The sequence below is a fragment of the Streptomyces mirabilis genome (assembly GCF_039503195.1).
GTDB classification, from domain to species: domain Bacteria; phylum Actinomycetota; class Actinomycetes; order Streptomycetales; family Streptomycetaceae; genus Streptomyces; species Streptomyces mirabilis_D.
Genome location: NZ_JBCJKP010000001.1, coordinates 7,472,146 through 7,488,325 on the forward strand (window position 1 = coordinate 7,472,146; position 16,180 = coordinate 7,488,325).

General features: G+C 70.6%; 17 protein-coding genes and 1 pseudogene. 5 read left to right on the top strand and 13 right to left on the bottom strand.

Going from position 1 to position 16,180, the window contains the following annotated elements; translation table 11 throughout:
- Positions 1-73 precede the first annotated feature (73 nt).
- From AAFF41_RS34265 to AAFF41_RS34295, 8 genes are all read right to left on the bottom strand, one after another.
- Entirely contained in the window at positions 74-469 is a 396-nt protein-coding gene (locus AAFF41_RS34265; protein WP_388408632.1) for a rhodanese-like domain-containing protein, read from the bottom strand.
- Positions 466-1,002 (bottom strand): cupin domain-containing protein, encoded by a 537-nt coding sequence (locus AAFF41_RS34270; protein ID WP_343326393.1) that lies wholly within the window; start codon positions 1,000-1,002, stop codon positions 466-468. The genes AAFF41_RS34265 and AAFF41_RS34270 overlap by 4 nt, the downstream gene beginning before the upstream one ends.
- Positions 1,003-1,090: 88 nt before the next feature.
- The gene (locus AAFF41_RS51745; RefSeq protein ID WP_313960178.1) at positions 1,091-1,177 is read right to left on the bottom strand and encodes a putative leader peptide; all 87 of its coding nucleotides are present in this window, start codon (positions 1,175-1,177) and stop codon (positions 1,091-1,093) included.
- Positions 1,178-1,336: 159 nt separating this feature from the next.
- Positions 1,337-3,172 (bottom strand): FAD-dependent monooxygenase, encoded by a 1,836-nt coding sequence (locus AAFF41_RS34275; protein WP_343325144.1) that lies wholly within the window; start codon positions 3,170-3,172, stop codon positions 1,337-1,339.
- Between the two features lie 176 nt (positions 3,173-3,348).
- Positions 3,349-4,242 carry an amino acid ABC transporter permease gene (locus AAFF41_RS34280; RefSeq protein ID WP_319748401.1) on the bottom strand — a complete coding sequence of 298 codons (894 nt, stop codon included), beginning with the start codon at positions 4,240-4,242 and terminating at the stop codon, positions 3,349-3,351.
- Positions 4,239-4,904: an amino acid ABC transporter permease gene (locus AAFF41_RS34285; RefSeq protein WP_319748402.1), complete on the bottom strand. Its 666-nt coding sequence runs from the start codon at positions 4,902-4,904 to the stop codon at positions 4,239-4,241. The genes AAFF41_RS34280 and AAFF41_RS34285 overlap by 4 nt, the downstream gene beginning before the upstream one ends.
- Positions 4,905-4,979: 75 nt before the next feature.
- A complete protein-coding gene (locus tag AAFF41_RS34290) occupies positions 4,980-5,819 on the bottom strand; it encodes a glutamate ABC transporter substrate-binding protein (RefSeq protein ID WP_343325145.1) in 840 nt (279 codons plus the stop codon).
- Positions 5,820-6,015: 196 nt separating this feature from the next.
- Positions 6,016-6,792 carry an amino acid ABC transporter ATP-binding protein gene (locus AAFF41_RS34295; protein WP_060897139.1) on the bottom strand — a complete coding sequence of 259 codons (777 nt, stop codon included), beginning with the start codon at positions 6,790-6,792 and terminating at the stop codon, positions 6,016-6,018.
- Positions 6,793-7,089: 297 nt separating this feature from the next.
- On the opposite strand from AAFF41_RS34295, the gene AAFF41_RS34300 reads away from it, so the two are divergent.
- The gene (locus AAFF41_RS34300) at positions 7,090-7,776 is read left to right on the top strand and encodes a response regulator transcription factor (protein ID WP_319748404.1); all 687 of its coding nucleotides are present in this window, start codon (positions 7,090-7,092) and stop codon (positions 7,774-7,776) included.
- 9 nt (positions 7,777-7,785) lie between these two features.
- A complete protein-coding gene (locus tag AAFF41_RS34305; protein WP_319748405.1) occupies positions 7,786-9,195 on the top strand; it encodes a sensor histidine kinase in 1,410 nt (469 codons plus the stop codon).
- Positions 9,196-9,237: 42 nt separating this feature from the next.
- Here the strand turns inward: AAFF41_RS34305 and AAFF41_RS34310 are convergent, their stop codons facing one another.
- Positions 9,238-10,236 (bottom strand): TAXI family TRAP transporter solute-binding subunit, encoded by a 999-nt coding sequence (locus tag AAFF41_RS34310; protein WP_319748406.1) that lies wholly within the window; start codon positions 10,234-10,236, stop codon positions 9,238-9,240.
- A 196-nt stretch (positions 10,237-10,432) separates the two neighbouring features.
- On the opposite strand from AAFF41_RS34310, the gene AAFF41_RS34315 reads away from it, so the two are divergent.
- Positions 10,433-10,894, top strand: a complete 462-nt coding sequence (locus AAFF41_RS34315) for a pyrophosphohydrolase domain-containing protein (protein WP_319748407.1) — start codon at positions 10,433-10,435, stop codon at positions 10,892-10,894.
- A gap of 24 nt (positions 10,895-10,918) precedes the next feature.
- Here AAFF41_RS34315 and AAFF41_RS34320 read toward each other — a convergent pair whose 3' ends face one another.
- Both AAFF41_RS34320 and AAFF41_RS34325 read right to left on the bottom strand, forming a co-directional pair.
- Positions 10,919-12,178, bottom strand: a complete 1,260-nt coding sequence (locus AAFF41_RS34320) for a cation:proton antiporter (RefSeq protein ID WP_319748408.1) — start codon at positions 12,176-12,178, stop codon at positions 10,919-10,921.
- A 4-nt stretch (positions 12,179-12,182) separates the two neighbouring features.
- A complete protein-coding gene (locus tag AAFF41_RS34325; protein WP_054229957.1) occupies positions 12,183-12,668 on the bottom strand; it encodes a cation:proton antiporter regulatory subunit in 486 nt (161 codons plus the stop codon).
- Positions 12,669-12,925: 257 nt separating this feature from the next.
- On the opposite strand from AAFF41_RS34325, the gene AAFF41_RS34330 reads away from it, so the two are divergent.
- On the top strand, positions 12,926-14,002 hold the full coding sequence (locus AAFF41_RS34330) for a sensor histidine kinase (protein WP_343325146.1): 1,077 nt from the start codon (positions 12,926-12,928) through the stop codon (positions 14,000-14,002).
- 32 nt (positions 14,003-14,034) lie between these two features.
- Positions 14,035-14,718, top strand: a complete 684-nt coding sequence (locus tag AAFF41_RS34335; RefSeq protein ID WP_343326394.1) for a response regulator — start codon at positions 14,035-14,037, stop codon at positions 14,716-14,718.
- An 88-nt stretch (positions 14,719-14,806) separates the two neighbouring features.
- Here AAFF41_RS34335 and AAFF41_RS34340 read toward each other — a convergent pair whose 3' ends face one another.
- Positions 14,807-15,307 carry a hypothetical protein gene (locus AAFF41_RS34340; RefSeq protein WP_319748410.1) on the bottom strand — a complete coding sequence of 167 codons (501 nt, stop codon included), beginning with the start codon at positions 15,305-15,307 and terminating at the stop codon, positions 14,807-14,809.
- A gap of 296 nt (positions 15,308-15,603) precedes the next feature.
- Positions 15,604-15,867 (bottom strand): annotated as a pseudogene (locus tag AAFF41_RS51750) (MBL fold metallo-hydrolase); the annotation flags it as partial.
- Positions 15,868-16,180: the final 313 nt, after the last annotated feature.

Genomic DNA, 16,180 nt, shown 5'->3' on the forward strand with positions numbered 1-16,180 from the left:
CCAAGTGCGTAACGCGACCAAGTACGTGCCGCGACCAACTACGTGCCGCCGCACGGTGATCGTGAGCCCGGAGCTAGGCCGTCACCGGGAGACCGGCCGCCTTCCACGCCTGGAAGCCGCCCACCAGGTCGGTCGCCCGGTGCAGTCCGAGCTGGTGGAGGGAGACGGCGGCGAGGCTGGACGCGTACCCCTCGTTGCAGACCACCACGACCCGCAGATCATGGCTCGTGGCCTCCGGGGCGCGGTGGCTGCCCTGGGGGTCGAGCCGCCACTCCAGTTCGTTGCGCTCGACGACGAGGGCGCCGGGGATCAGTCCGTCGCGCTCGCGCAGGGCGGAGTACCGGATGTCGACGAGGAGGGCTTCGCCGGCCTGTGCGGCGGAGTACGCCTCCTCGGCCTCCACCCGGTCGAGTCCCTCGCGGACCCGTTCCAGCAACGTGTCGATGCCCACCGGGCGGGGTGCGCTCACTGCCAGTCCTCCGGACGCTCGACGTGCTCCAGGCGCAGCACCTGCCCCGTGCGGCTGTAGCGGCGGATCCGGGGCAGCGGCGGGTAGTACGCGTGGACGGAGATCGCGTGCTCCTCGGTGGACTCGTTGAGCACCTCGTGCACGTGGTGGCGGCCGAAGGAGCGGCCCTGGCCGGCCGGCATCCGACGTTCGCGGTCGACGTCCTCGGAGAGTTCGAGGGTCTTCCAGCCGTCGGTGGGCAGGCGGGCGGCGAGCGAGTACTCCTTGAGTTCGCCCGCGGCGGCGACGAAGGCGCCGACCGAGTCGGCGTGATCGTGCCAGCCGGTCCCGGTGCCGGGGGGCCAGCCGATGAGCCAGGCCTCGCTGCCGCCGGGGCCCTCCAGGCGCACCCAGGTGCGGCCCTCGGGGTCGAGGGGGAGGGAGGCGATCAGTTCGGCGTCGGCGGCGGTGCGGCGCACGAAGTCGAACAGGTCGGCCTGGGCGGGGGCCTGGACCGGTGCGGAGGCGGAAGGCGTGGTGGAGGGGGTGGACACAGACACGGGTACCGTCCTGGGCGTTCGCGTGGGTGCGCGCGGCAGCCGACAGGGAGGGGCGGCGCGCGGGGAGAGAACAGCTGCGAATTCAGCAGGACGGGCGACACACGCAGCCCGCGTAGCGGACGAGGTCCATATGGACCCTCCGCCACAGGCGCACACAGGTGTCGGTCACGATCCGGAGTACACCATGGCGGTCCGGGCCGGTCAACTCACTGTCACCATGTGGACCATCTGGTGACCGGGGGTGCCGCGCTGGCCGTGGCTCCGCCCCCCCGGACGGGTTCGGCTACCTGAGCCTGGTGGTCCGGGACGGGCCGGACCACCAGGGTCGTCAGGTCCTACTGGCCGCGGTCTCCGCTTCCGCCTCCGCCGTGGCGGGGCCGCCCAGTGTCGTCTCGGCCGCCGCGTACAGGTCGGCCGGGCGCACCCCGCTCAGCGCGGTGACCAGGTGGCCGTCGGGGCGCACCAGGAGCACGGTGTGTGCCGCCGCGCCGGGATAGCTCTCGGCGACCAGCAGCTCGGCGCGGTGCGGCAGCGCGGTCACGGCGGCCGCGAGCCGGGGCATGATCCCGGCCGTGACCCAGTGCTTGCGCGCCCACACGCCCGTACCCGGAGCGATCAGTACGACGAGCAGCACCCCGCGACCGAGCCGCTCCCGCAGCTGTACGAACGAGCCGTCCTCCGCGGTCACGCGTACGTCGACGACCGGCGCACCGGGGGCCGTGTCCACAGGCGTCGCCGATTCGGTGTGCGCGGGCGCGAGCGGCGAGTCGGCGTACACCCCCGGCGCACCCAGCGGGCCGCGTCCCAGGTGGCCGTCCGTGAGCAGCGCGTCGTGGCCACGGGCCGACCCGGGGACGTACGAGCGCAGGCCTCCGCCGCTGCGCAGCAGTGGCAGCGCCTGGTCGGCGGCGCGCAGCCGGGCGGCGACGACGGCCCGCCGCTCCGCCTGGTAGCTGTCGAGCAGTGCCTCGTGCGGGCCGTGGTGCCAGGCGAGCGCGAGTTTCCAGGCGAGGTTGTCGGCGTCCCGCAGGCCCTCGTCCAGCCCCTGGGTGCCGAGCGCGCCGAGCAGGTGCGCGGCGTCCCCGGCGAGGAAGACCCGGCCGGACCGCCAGCGGCGGGCGAGGCGGTGGTGGACGGTGTGGACTCCGGTGTCGAGCAGCTCGTACGGGGGTGTGGAGCCCGCGTTCCAGCCCGCGAGGGTCTCGCGGATGCGCGCCACCAGCAGGTCGGGCGTGACCAGGTCCTTGCCGGGCGGCAGCAGCCAGTCCAGCCGCCACACGTCGTCGGCGAGGGGGCGCGCGGTCACCTCCCCGCTCGCGGGGCCCGACGTCCGCCACGGAGGCATCCGGTGCAGCAACGCCTGGCCGGGCCAGGGGAGTTCCGTACGCAGCGCCGCCACGGCGTATCGTTCGACGGCTGTACGTCCGGGGAAGCGGATGTCCTGGAGCTTGCGCACGGTCGAGCGCGGTCCGTCGCAGCCGACCAGGTAACTGCCGCGCCACCACGTGCCGTTGGGGCCGCGGGTGTGCGCCGTGACGCCCGAGGACTCCTGCTCGATCGAGTCGAGGCGGCTGCCCACGGCGACCTTGATCAGCCGCTCGTGGAGGATGGCCTCGCGCAGGGCGCCGGTCAGCGCGTGCTGGGTTAGGTGCAGCGGGGCGGGTGCGTGGGCGCCGTCGGAGTCCTGCGCGTCCCCGGTCGCGCCGACCCCGGCGCTTTTCTGGCGCTGCGCGCTTCCCTTCGGGTTCCGCGCACTTCCCTCGGAGCGCTGGGCGCCGCTCGCCGAGCCGTGCGCGCCGCCCCCGGAGGCCTGCGCACCGCTTTCCGAGCCGTGCGCCGCGCCCCCGAGGCCTCGCAGATCCGATGCGAAGTCCAACGGGTCCGTGCCGGATCCCCCGGCATCGAATCCGATCTCGCGCATCACCTGCTTGCGTCGCATCGACCGCCATCCGGCCCAACGGAAACCGGCATCGGTGAGGGGCGGGCCCGTCAGGCGCTCGACGAGCGCGGCGGTGTCCTCGCGCAGCACCACCGTTCGCGCGAGCCGTTGTTCGTCCTTGCCCGGCCCCTCGTCGAGGACCACGCAGGGGACCTCCTGGCGGGCCAGCGCAAGGGCCAGCGTGAGGCCCACGGGCCCCGCGCCGACGATGATCACCGGGTCCACGGCGCGCGGCCCCCTGCCCGGAGCGGTGTCCTGAGGAACGGTCGGGAACAGGCAGTTGGAACGGGGTGCACGATCACAGAACGTATGCAACCCATTGCCGGTGCTTGCGTCAAGTGACGGGGGCAGTGGCGATCATGCCACTGCCCCCGTTGACGTCGACGAAGGGTGAGGATCCGTCAGATGGAGATGCCGCCGCCCGCGCCGGTCGACTCCGTGCCCCCGACCGCGGCCGGCGCAAGCACCGCGCCCGTCGACTTCTTGCCGCGCCGCAGTCGTCCCTCGAGCCAGCTCGCGAAGCTCGTGAGGCTGAAGTTGAGCGCGATGTAGATCAGGGCCACGACGGTGAAGCTGGCGATGGTGTTCGCGCCGTAGTAGGCGCTCATCGGGCCGACGGAGGCGAGCAGCTCGGGGAAGGTGAGGATCGCGCCGCCGATCGCGGTGTCCTTCACGATCACGACGAGCTGACTGACGATCGCGGGCAGCATCGCGGTGACCGCCTGCGGCAGCAGGATGAACCGCATGACCTGGTTCTTGCGCAGACCGACGGCCATGGCCGCCTCGGACTGCCCCTTGGGCAGCGACAGGATGCCCGCGCGGACGATCTCCGCGAGGACCGAGGAGTTGTAGAGCACCAGTCCCGTGAAGACCGCATAGAGCGGACGGTCGTCCGAGCTGATGTTCGTGTACTCGGAGTACGCGGCGACGGCGAAGATCATCAGGACCAGCACCGGGATGGCGCGGAAGAACTCCACGATCGCGGCCGCGGGTATCCGGATCCAGGCGTGGTCGGAGAGCCGGGCGATGCCGAAGACGGCGCCGAGCGGCAGGGCGATGACCATGGCGAGGGCCGCGGCCTTGAGGGTGTTCAGCAGTCCCGGCCAGAGGTACGTGCTCCACGCCTCGCCATGGACGAAGGGCTTCCACTTCTCCCAGGCGAGCTGGTCCTTGTCGTTGAGGCTGGTGATCACCCACCACAACAGGGCCGCGAAGGCGACCAGGAACAGCGCCGAGTAGAGGATGTTGCGCCGCTTGGCGCGGGGGCCCTGGGCGTCGTACAGGACGGACGTCATCGCTTCACCGCCACCTTCTTGCCCACCCAGCCGAGGAGGAGGCCGGTCGGCAGCGTCAGACACATGAACCCGAAGGCGAAGACGGCCGAGATCGCGATGAGTTGGGCCTCGTTCTCGATCATGGACTTCATCAGGGTGGCCGCTTCGGCGACGCCGATCGCGGCCGCCACCGTGGTGTTCTTCGTCAGGGCGATCAGCACGTTCGTCAGGGGACCGACGACCGAACGGAACGCCTGGGGAAGCACGATCAGGGTGAGGACCTGGGTGAAGTTCAGACCGATGGCGCGGGCCGCTTCCGCCTGCCCGACGGGCACGGTGTTGATGCCGGAGCGCAGTGCCTCGCAGACGAAGGCCGAGGTGTAGGCGATCAGACCGAGCACGGCCAGCCGGAAGTTGACCGTCTCGAACTTGTCCGCGCCGAGACTCACCCCCAGGGTCTGGTTCAGGCCCAACGAGGTGAACAGGATGATCACGGTCAGCGGGATGTTCCGCACGATGTTCACGTAGGCGGTGCCGAATCCGCGCATGAGAGGCACCGGACCGACCCGCATGGCGGCCAGCACGGTTCCCCATATCAGGGAGCCGACGGCTGAGAGGACGGTGAGCTTCACCGTCATCCAGAACGCTCCCAGCAGGTCGTAACCTTGAAGAAAGTCGAACACGATTTCCCGCGCTTCCGCGTGTGGTGATGCCCGGGCGCGCCGCCCCCCGAGGGCGGCGCACCGGCGGGCCCTACATCAGCTGACGATGTTGCCGATCTTCGGAGCGGGCTCGTTCTTGTAGCTCGCCGGACCGAAGTTCTTGTCCACGGCCTTCTGCCAGGAACCGTCGGACACCATCGCCTTGAGAGCCGTGTTGATCTTGGCCTTGAGGTCGCTGCCCTTCTTGACGCCGATGCCGTAGTTCTCGTTGGTCATCTTGAAGCCGCCGAGCTTGAACTTGCCCTTGAAGGCGGCCTGCGAGGCGTAGCCGGCGAGGATCGAGTCGTCCGTCGTCAGGGCGTCGATCGCCTTGTTCTGCAGACCCGTCAGGCAGGCCGAGTACGTCGGGTACTGCTGGAGCTGGGCCTTGGGCGCCAGCTTGTCGTGCACGTTCTGCGCCGAGGTCGAACCCGTCACGGAACACAGCTTCTTGCTGTTGAGGTCCGACGGCGACTTGATGGCGGTGTCGTCGGCGCGGATCAGCACGTCCTGGTGGGCGAGCAGGTAAGGGCCGGCGAAGTCGACCTTCTGCTGACGCTCGGGGGTGATCGAGTAGGAGGCGGCGATGAAGTCGACGTCACCGCGCGAGAGCGCGTTCTCGCGGTCGGCGCTCTTCGTCTCCTTCCACTGGATCTGGTCGGGCTTGTAGCCGAGCTTCCCGGCGACGTACGTGGCGACGTCGACGTCGAAGCCCGCGTAACCCTGCGGGGTCTTCTGGCCGATGCCCGGCTGGTCGAACTTGATGCCGACGGTGATCTTGCCGCCGCCACTGCCCGAGGATCCGCTGTCCTTCTTGTTGTCGGAGCCGCACGCCGTGGCGGTCACGGCGAGCGCGAGTACGACGGCCGAGGCGGCGGTGACCTTGCGGAGCTTCATGGTGAACATCCTTTGGGTGGGGAGGAGATGCAGGTCTTCAGGCATGGTCTTCAGGCATGGGCTTCAGTGATGAACGCAGGCGATGAACGCAGGCGATGAACGTCGGCGATGAACGCAAGCGATCAACGTCAGCGATGAACGCCGGCTCAGGAACTCGGTTCAGGAACGAACTTCAGTGATGACGAAGCGCAGGCCGTCAGTGGTGCAGGATCTTCGACAGGAAGTCCTTGGCCCGGTCGCTGCGGGGATTGCTGAAGAACTGGTCCGGCACGGCCTCTTCGACGATGCGACCGTCGGCCATGAAGACCACCCGGTTGGCAGCCGAGCGAGCGAAGCCCATCTCGTGCGTGACGACGATCATCGTCATGCCGTCGCTCGCGAGCTGCTGCATGACCTCCAGGACCTCGTTGATCATCTCGGGGTCGAGCGCCGAGGTCGGCTCGTCGAAGAGCATGACCTTGGGGTCCATCGCCAGCGCACGCGCGATCGCGACCCGCTGCTGCTGACCGCCCGACAACTGCGCGGGGTACTTGTCCGCCTGGGTGCCCACGCCCACCCGGTCCAGCAGCCGGCGGGCCTTCTCCTCGGCCGCCTTCTTGTCGGCCTTGCGGACCTTGATCTGCCCCAGCATCACGTTCTCGAGCACCGTCTTGTGCGCGAAGAGGTTGAAGGACTGGAAGACCATGCCCACGTCGGCCCGCAACCGGGCCAGCGCCTTGCCCTCGTCGGGCAGCGGCTTGCCGTCGATGGTGATGTCGCCCGAATCGATCGTCTCCAGGCGGTTGATGGTGCGGCACAGGGTGGACTTCCCGGACCCGGAGGGCCCGATGACCACGACGACCTCGCCACGCGCGATCGTCAGGTCGATGTCCTGGAGCACGTGCAACGCGCCGAAGTGCTTGTTGACGCTCTTCAGGACGACCAGGTCCTCGGTCGCGGCCACGGCATCCTTGGCCACCGATACTTCGGTCATCGCTCTGGGGCTCCGTCCTCCTCGGTTTCGGTGGACAGTAGTGACCCCGTGCGACCAGCGTCATTACATCTGAGGGGAACTTGAGCATCACGATCCGGTAGCAACCGGACACGTGTCGTAGCAGCCGCTGCGCGACGGCGTACCTGCCGCGTACCGGCTGGGTAACGGAAGCCCTCCCCGACCCGAAGCCTCTTGACGCGGTCGTGATCCATCGGCGTGACTTCCTTGGTGCACACGTGTGTGCGCCGCGATCCAACAGGATCGGACCGTACGACCGATGAACCGGAGGGGGCCGGAATGAGACTGCTGCTCGTCGAGGACGACAACCACGTCGCGGCGGCCCTGTCCGCGGTGCTGGCGCGACACGGCTTCGACGTCACGCACGCCCGCAGCGGCGAGGAGGCACTGCAGGCACTGGTGCCGGAGAGCGACGGCTTCGGTGTGGTCCTGCTCGACCTGGGCCTGCCCGACCAGGACGGCTACGAGGTCTGCGGCAAGATCCGCAAACGCACCAGCACTCCGGTGATCATGGTCACCGCCCGCTCCGACGTACGGTCGCGGATCCACGGCCTCAACCTCGGCGCCGACGACTACGTGGTGAAGCCCTACGACACCGGGGAGCTGCTCGCGCGTATCCACGCCGTCAGCCGGCGCAGCGTCCCCGACGACGCCGGCGGCTCCGGGGACAGCGCGCTGCGGCTCGGGCCGGTCCGCATCGAACTGCCCACCCGCCAGGTCAGCGTCGACGGTTCGGTGGTCCAACTGACCCGCAAGGAGTTCGACCTGCTCGCGCTGCTCGCCCAGCGGCCCGGGGTGGTCTTCCGCCGGGAGCAGATCATCAGCGAGGTGTGGCGCACCAGTTGGGAGGGGACCGGGCGCACCCTGGAGGTGCATGTAGCGTCCCTGCGTTCCAAGCTGCGCATGCCGGCGCTGATCGAGACCGTGCGCGGCGTGGGGTACCGGCTCGTCGCTCCCACGGCGTAGCGTGCACCGGTGCGCACCCGCCTCCTTCCGCTGCTCATCGTCCTGATGGCAGCCGTGCTGCTCGCGCTCGGCATCCCGCTCGCCGTGAGCGTCGCGGCCGCCGAGCAACAGCGTGTGGTCGTCGACCGCATCGACGACACGGCACGCTTCGCCGCCCTCGCGCAGTTCGTCACCGACCAGCCGGCCGGCGGCTCCCGAGTGGGCACGACGGACGAGCGCGGGGAGACCCTGCGCAAGGAACTCGTCGCGTACTACGAGGTGTACGGCATCCGTGTCGGCGTCTTCTACCGCGACCTCGCGCCCATGGCCAACGCACCCGAGAACTGGTACGTGGTCGCGAAGGGCGAGGGGCGCGAGGCCTTCAACGAGGCGCTCCTGGGCCGCCGCAGCCACGACCCGGAGCAGGTCTGGCCGTGGCAGCGCAACCGGCTCGTCGTCGCGTCCCCGGTCATCCGGGACGGTGACGTCATCGCGGTCGTGGTCACCGACTCGCCCACCGGACAGATGCGTTCGAAGATCCTGCACGGCTGGGTGATCATCGGCGCGGGCGAGGTCGCGGCGATGCTCCTCGCCCTCGGCGCGGCGCTGCGGCTGACCGGCTGGGTGCTCAGGCCCGTACGTGTCCTCGACGCCACCACCCACGACATCGCGACCGGCCGGCTGAAGTCGCGGGTCGCGGTCGCGGGCGGTCCGCCGGAACTCAGGCGCCTGGCCCGGTCGTTCAACGAGATGGCGGACAACGTCGAAGACGTCCTGGAGCAGCAGCGCGCCTTCGTCGCCGACGCCTCGCACCAGTTGCGCAACCCGCTCTCGGCGCTGCTGCTGCGCATCGAACTGCTCGCGCTGGAACTACCGGAGGACAACGAGGAGATCGCGTCGGTCCGCACCGAGGGCAAGCGCCTCGCCGAGGTCCTGGACGACCTGCTCGACCTGGCGCTCGCCGAGCACGCCGAGGCGGACCTGCGGCTGACCGACATCGGTGAGCTGGCGGCCGAGCGCGTCGCGTCCTGGTCACCACTGGCCGACAGCAGGGGCGTACGCCTGACCGGCACCTGCCCGGCCACCACCGCCTGGGCCGACCCGGTCACCCTGTCCAGCGCTCTGGACGCGGTGATCGACAACGCGCTGAAGTTCACGCCCGAGGGCGAGGACGTCGAGGTGGCGGTCGCGTCGAACGGCGAGGTCTCGACGGTGGTCGTCACCGACCGCGGTCCGGGCCTCAGCGACGAGGAACTGGCCCGCATCGGCGACCGCTTCTGGCGCAGCGCGGGGCACCAGAACATCAAGGGCTCGGGCCTCGGCCTGTCCATCTCGCGGGTGCTGCTCTCGGCGGGCGGCGGCTCCATCGCGTACGCCCGTCACGAGCCGCACGGCCTCAAGGTGACGGTGACGGTGCCGAGGTCGCGGCCCGAGTCGTGAGCGGGGCGGCCAGGGCCACCGGGGCCGACGTGGTGGTCGGCGCTACGGCTTGACCGAGCGGTAGTAGCGCCGGGCGCCCTCGTGCAGGGGCAGCGGATCCGTGTAGATGGCCGTGCGCAGGTCCACCAGCTGGGCCGCGTGCACCTGACGGCCGATGCCGTCGCGGCTGTTGATCACCGTGCGGGTGAGCTCCTCGGTGAGCCGGGCGTCCGAGTCCTCCCGTGTGATCAGGAAGTTCGCCACCGCCAGCGTCTGCACGGACGAGCCCTGCTGGGCCTCGGGGTAGGCGTCGGCGGGCATCACCGCGGACCGGTAGTAGCGGGCCGCGCCGCCCTGCTCGTGCAGTTTCGCGACGAGGTCGCCGGTGATCGGCACCAGCCTGACGGCGAAGCGCTTCGAGAGCTGCTGCACCGCGCTCGTCGGCAGGCCGCCCGACCAGAAGAAGGCGTCGATCTTGCGTTGTTCGAGCAGGTCCGGCATGGTGCCGATGCCGTCCGGAAACGGCTTGATGTCCTTCGCGGAGTCGAGCCCGGCCGCCTGCAGAACATGCTCCGCTATCAGCCGTACCCCGGAACCGTCCGGCCCCACGGCGACCCTCTTGCCCCGCAGGTCCGCCACCGACTGGACGGACGAGGAGCGCGGGACGACCAGGTGCACATAGTCGTCGTACAGCCGGGCGCAGCCGCGCAGTTGGCCCGCCCCGGGCTTGTTCTCCAGGATGTACGTCTCCACCGCGTCGGCCGCCGCGATGGTGAAGTCGGCCTGGCCCGTGGCCACCCGGCGGACGTTCTCCTGCGAGCCGTCGCTGTTCTTCAGCCGGACGTCCAGGCGCGGCATGTCCTTGGCGAGCGCGGTCTGCAGGAGCGTGCCGTACTTCTGGTACACCCCGGTCGGGGTGCCCGTGCTGAACGTGATCCTGCCGCCCGGCGACTCCTCGCCCAGCGGCAGCAGCCACCACAACAGCAGCCCGAACACCACGAGGGCGGCGGCCGAGCCGAACAGCGCGCGGCGCCGGTCGATACGGGGGAGTGGCAGGAACATGCGCGCGATCCTGCCAGCCGGGGGCAGTCCTGACCAGGGCGGGGCCGGGAGAGGCAGAGAGGGGGGCGAGAGGGGCCGAGAGCGGCCGCGGGTCGGCGGGGGCGGGGAACCGGACTCGGATGGGTCGGCGGGGGGCGTGGAACCGGACTCGGATAGGTCGGCGGGGGCGTGGAACCGGGCTCGGTATGGTCGGCGGATGCAGACCTCGCCCGACTCCCCGGTCACTTCTTCCGCGTCTCCCGATCGCTGCCCCGCATCTCCGTCCCCCGCTTCCCTGGTCCGTGAGTTCCACCTCGCCTTCGGGCTCGACGCGCGCAGCACGCCGGCGGAGGTCTCCCCGGCGCTCGCCGCCCACCGCGGTGAACTGCTCGCCGAGGAGGCCGCCGAAGTCGCCGAGGTCTCGGTCTCGGGCCCGCTGGACCGGCTGGCGCACGAGCTGGCCGACGTCGTGTACGTGGCGTACGGCACCGCGCTCGTCCACGGCATCGACCTCGACGCGGTGATCGCCGAGGTCCACCGCTCCAACATGACGAAGCTGGGCCCCGACGGCCGCGTCGCCCGCCGGGCCGACGGCAAGGTCCTCAAGGGGGAGCACTACCGGGCGCCGGACGTGTCGGAGGTGCTGCGGGGGCAGGGGTGGAGGGGCGGGGACGCGTAGACCCCTCTGCTCGATCGGCCCGGCTCAGTCCCCGACGGCGGTCTGCTGTCGTGCCTCACCCTCCGCCTCGGGCTGTTCCGGTGCGGCCCCCTCGGGCTGCGCCACGGGGCCCCGGCGCTCGGGGAGACCGAACCGGGCCGTGAGCCGTTCGGCCAGCGGCTGGGTGTAGCGGGCGGTGAGCGGGCCGAGCACGACCAGGATCAGCACGTACGCCGTGGCCAGCGGGCCGAGTGAGGGTTCGATGCCGGCCGTGACCGCGAGCCCGGCGATGACGATGGAGAACTCGCCGCGCGCGACCAGCGCACCGCCCGCTCGCCACCGGCCACCCACGGAGATACCGGCCCGGCGCGCCGCCCAGTACCCGGTGGCGATCTTCGTCAGAGCCGTGACGACGGCCAGCGCGAGCGCGGGCAGCAGCACCGGCGGGATGCTCGCCGGGTCGGTGTGCAGCCCGAAGAAGACGAAGAAGATCGCCGCGAAGAGATCCCGCAACGGGCTGAGCAGCGTGTGCGCGCCCTCCGCGACCTCGCCGGACAGGGCGATGCCGACCAGGAACGCCCCGACGGCGGCGGAGACCTGGAGCTGCTGCGCGATGCCCGCGACGAGGATCGTCAGGCCCAGCACGACGAGCAGCAGCTTCTCGGGGTCGTCGCTGGAGACGAAGCGGGAGATGACACGGCCGTAGCGGACGGCCACGAACAGGACGAGTCCGGCGGCTCCCAGGGCGATCGCGAGTGTCACACTGCCCGCGGCCAGCCCGACCCCGGCCACCAGCGCGGTGACGATGGGCAGGTAGACCGCCATCGCCAGGTCCTCCAGGACGAGGATGCTGAGGATCACCGGTGTCTCCCGGTTGCCCACCCGCCCCAGGTCGCCCAGCACCTTGGCGATGACACCGGACGAGGAGATCCAGGTGACGCCCGCCAGGACCACGGCGGCCACCGGACCCCAGCCGAGCAGCAGCGCGGCGGCCGCGCCGGGCAGGGCGTTCAGGGTGCAGTCGACCAGGCCCGAGGGGTAGTGGGCCTTGAGGTTGGAGACCAGATCGCTGGCCGTGTACTCCAGGCCGAGCATCAGCAGGAGCAGGATGACGCCGATCTCGGCGCCGGTGGCGACGAACTCCTCGCTCGCGCCGAGCGGGAGCAGCCCGCCCTCGCCGAAGGCGAGGCCGGCCAGCAGATACAGCGGGATGGGGGAGAACCGCAGACGGGCGGCGGCCCGCCCCAGCAGCCCGAGACAGAGGATGATGGCGCCGAACTCGATCAGCAGAACAGCAGAGTGCACCCGCTCACTCCCGTCCGAGTATCGCCGCGGCGCCGTCGACGCCTTCGCGGGTGCCGACGACGATCAGGGTGTCCCCGCCCGCCAGCCGGAAGTCCGGCGTCGGCGAGGGGATGGCCTCGGCGCGGCGCAGCACCGCCACCACCGACGCGCCGGTCTCGGTCCGCATCCGGGTCTCGCCCAGCACTCGGCCGTTCCAGCGGGAGGTCGCGGCGATCTCGATGCGCTCGGCGATCAGCCCGAGGTCAGTGGTGTAGAGCAGGCTCGGGCTGTGGTGGGAGGGCTTCAGCGCGTCGATCAGCGAGGCCGCCTCACCGCTCGTCAGCCGCAGCGACTGGGCGCAGGAGTCGGGGTCGTCGGCGCGGTACACGCTCACGGTGCGGGCGCCGTCGCGGTGCGCCACCACCGACAGGTGGCGCTGTTCGCGCGTCATGAGGTCGTACTGGACCCCGATGCCCGGCAGTGGCGTCGCCCGAAGGCGTGGCGTGGACATGATCTCCCCTTGTTCATCGAGTCGGTTGCTCATCGCGTCGTGTCGTTCGTCGAGTCGCGTCGCGTCGCGTCGATTCGCGTCGAGTCGCGGTCGTGCGTTCCCGTGCAAAACGGTCATGCTGCCATCCCCCGTACGGTGGCGACATGGGTGTTGGCACGGATGGACACGACCGCTCGGCAGGCGCGAAGCTGATCGGGACAGCGGCGTCGCCGCAGCTCGGAAGGGTTGGAGGGACAGGAAGGGACGGACAGAAGAACGTGTCGCTGTTCCGGCGGATCTTCCTGCTCAATGCCGCGGGCCTGACCGTGGCCACCGCGCTGCTGCTGGGCCCGGTCACCGTGTCGACGCCAATACTGCCGGGCGAGGTGCTGGTCGTCGTCGCGGGGCTCGCGGCGCTGCTCGTCGTCAACGCCCTCGTGCTGCGGATAGGACTGGCCCCGCTGCAACGGCTCGGCCGGGCCATGGCCACCGCCGACCTGCTGCATCCCGGGGCCCGGGCACCGGTCACCGGCCCCGCGGAGGTCGCCGGGCTGATCACCACGTACAACACCATGCTCGACCGGCTGGAGACCGAGCGCGCCACCAGCTCGGCCCGCGCGCTCTGCGCGCAGGAGGGCGAGCGCCGACGTATCTCCCAGGAGCTCCACGACGAGGTGGGCCAGACCCTGACCGCCGTGCTGCTGCAGCTCAAGCGGGTCGCCGACCAGGTGCCCGGGGAGCTGCGGGAGGAGGTGCGGCAGGCGCAGGAGGCGACCCGCGGCAGCCTGGACGAGATCCGCCGTATCGCCCGTCGGCTGCGCCCCGGGGTCCTGGAGGAACTCGGTCTGCACAGCGCGCTGCGGTCGCTGGCGGCCGAGTTCACCCCGCACGGCCTGTCCGTACGCCACCACCTCGACGGAGATCTGCCGCCGCTGACCGAGGAGACGGAACTCGTGGTCTATCGGGTGGCTCAGGAAGGGCTCACCAACACGGCCCGGCACGCGGGCGCCGATCACGCCGAACTGCGCTTGCGGCGGGTCGTGGATGTGGACGGTGGCGACGGCATCGAGCTCCTCGTGCGGGACAACGGCAAGGGCCCCGGCCGGCTGCGGGAGGGGGCGGGGATCAGCGGTATGCGGGAGCGGGCCCTGCTGGTCGGCGCCGCGCTCTCTGTCGGGGCCGGGCCGGGGGCGGGCACCGACGTACGGCTGCGCATCTCGACGGAGACCGGCGCATCGAAGACGGGCGCATCGAAGACCGGGGCATCGAAGACCTGCGCATCCACGACAGGCGCGTCGACGACCGGCGTACCGCCGCAGCTCCGCGCCGCTACCGCTTTCGAGGGAGACCGATGACGTCCGTGCCGCCCATGTCGTCCGTTCCGGCCATGTCGTCCGAGCCCGACCGGCGGCCCGGTGGGGGGCGGCCCACCCGGGTTCTGCTCGCCGACGATCACACGCTCGTGCGCCGTGGCGTACGGCTCATCCTGGACGGCGAACTGGACCTGGGCGTCGTGGCCGAGGCCGGGGACGGTGCCGAAGCGGTCGCGCGGGCCCGAGACACGGACGTGGACCTCGCCGTCCTCGACATCGCGATGCCCCGGATGACCGGACTCCAGGCGGCCCGCGAACTCTCCCGCCGCCTTCCCGGCCTGCGCATCCTCATCCTGACGATGTACGACAACGAGCAGTACTTCTTCGAGGCGCTCAAGGCCGGGGCCTGCGGTTACGTACTGAAGTCGGTCGCCGACCGCGATCTGGTCGAGGCGTGCCGGGCGGCGATGCGCGACGAGCCGTTCATCTATCCCGGCGCCGAGACCGCGCTCGTACGCACCTATCTGGAGCGGATGCGGCGCGGCGAGGCACTGCCCGTGCGGACCGTCACCGACCGCGAGGAGGAGGTGCTCAAGCTGGTCGCCGAGGGCCATACGACGAAGGAGATCGCCGAACTGCTCTACATCAGCGCCAAGACCGTGGAGAGCCACCGGGCGAACCTGCTGCACAAGCTCGGCCTGCGCGACCGCCTCGAACTCACCCGGTACGCGATCCGGGCCGGGCTCATCGAGCCGTGACCCGGGCCGGACAGGAACTGGACAGGCACTGGACATGGAAAGGGCCGACCCGTGCACGGGTCGGCCCTCTCTTGGTGGTGCCGCCGGATCACTTCACCGTCACGACGACGGTGGGCGAGACGACCTTGCCCGCCATGACCCGAAGCTGCTCCGTGCCCTTGTTGTTGAACTTGGTGACCAGGGAGTAGCTGCTGCCGTTCTTGAGCACGGTGCTGGACTTCAGAGCGGTCCACTTACCGTTGTGCATGCGCAGCAGCACCACCTTGGTGCCGACCTTCACTCCCTTGGCGCGTCCGGTGAACGTCACCGACTGGCCGGCCTTCACCTGGGTCTTGCTCGCCCTGGCGGTGATCGAACCGTTGGCCATGGGCATGCCGGTCCTGGTCGGCTTCGCGGTGCTGGTCCTGGTGGGCTTGGCGGTTCCGGTCCTGGTCGGCTTCGCGCTGCCGGTCATGCTCGGCATCGGGCTCGGTGAGGCCGCGCTCGGGGACGCGGCGAAAGCGCCCGCCGTCCCGGCCGACAGCAGAGCGACGGAGAGCGCGCCGGCGCCGATCGCCTTGGCACAGCGGCTGCGGAGTGTGGAATTCACGTGTGACTCCTGACGTGGCGGGTCCCCCCACAAACGGATCACGCCCGTATGGGCGAAATGTTCGCTTTTGAGGTTATCCACGTCAGGGCCGAGCCTGCGACCGGACGAGGGTTCGATCCTTGTGGGAAAAGCGTCAAAAAACCCTCACTATCGGACAAAAACGCCTGGTCGGCGCCGCCTGCGGAGGGTTACCAACTTCTTACCCAGCGTCCATTGTGATCGCTCCGAGGTGATCGCTCCGGGCAGCGCCCCCGCCCCGTCGCCTTGGCCGACGAGTCCGCGGACGTCCGCGGACGTCAGGAGCGACGGCGCATGTCCGCGCCGTACACCGTGCGGTGGTCCGGGACGACGATCCGGCTCGCCGGAAACTCCCGGTGCCCCTGGGCGAGGAAGCCGTCCAGGTCCAGCGACGGGTCGCGGCGCGGTGGCTCGCGCAGGGGCTCCTCGAAGTTGTCCCGGTGGACGGGTGCGACGACGCCGGCGCTGCCCAGGGTACGCAGCAGCCGGGGTACGTAGTGGTGGGTGGCGGTGCTGGAGGGCACGGCGACCATCGCGGCGTCCACCGCCGGCCGGATGGCGTTCGGCTCACGGGTACGGGCGAAGACGGACACCGCGTAGCTCCCGCCGCCGGGGTACCGGACGCCTCCCGCTGTACAGCCCGGGCAGGGTCCCGGTCTTGGCCGCGATCGTCACGTCGTCCGGGAACTGCGCCACTCAGCCGCTGAGTGAGGCGACGGCCCGAGACGTGATGAGCCATCAGTTCCTCCGGCACTGGCCGATGTCGGGGGCCACGGGGGCGTGGTGGGACGTCACGACCCTGATCACGCCCGCCCGGTCGTCGGTCCGCCGCGGACGACACCCCAAGGGGTCGAC

What these genes read in the sequence shown, in the direction of transcription:
- AAFF41_RS34280 (WP_319748401.1), bottom strand. Translation starts at nt 4,242, where the DNA reads ATGACGTCCGTCCTGTACGACGCCCAGGGCCCCCGCGCCAAGCGGCGC.
- AAFF41_RS34290 (WP_343325145.1), bottom strand. Translation starts at nt 5,819, where the DNA reads ATGAAGCTCCGCAAGGTCACCGCCGCCTCGGCCGTCGTACTCGCGCTC.
- AAFF41_RS34295 (WP_060897139.1), bottom strand. Translation starts at nt 6,792, where the DNA reads ATGACCGAAGTATCGGTGGCCAAGGATGCCGTGGCCGCGACCGAGGAC.
- AAFF41_RS34300 (WP_319748404.1), top strand. Translation starts at nt 7,090, where the DNA reads ATGAGACTGCTGCTCGTCGAGGACGACAACCACGTCGCGGCGGCCCTG.
- AAFF41_RS34310 (WP_319748406.1), bottom strand. Translation starts at nt 10,236, where the DNA reads ATGTTCCTGCCACTCCCCCGTATCGACCGGCGCCGCGCGCTGTTCGGC.
- AAFF41_RS34315 (WP_319748407.1), top strand. Translation starts at nt 10,433, where the DNA reads ATGCAGACCTCGCCCGACTCCCCGGTCACTTCTTCCGCGTCTCCCGAT.
- AAFF41_RS34325 (WP_054229957.1), bottom strand. Translation starts at nt 12,668, where the DNA reads ATGTCCACGCCACGCCTTCGGGCGACGCCACTGCCGGGCATCGGGGTC.
- AAFF41_RS34335 (WP_343326394.1), top strand. Translation starts at nt 14,035, where the DNA reads ATGTCGTCCGAGCCCGACCGGCGGCCCGGTGGGGGGCGGCCCACCCGG.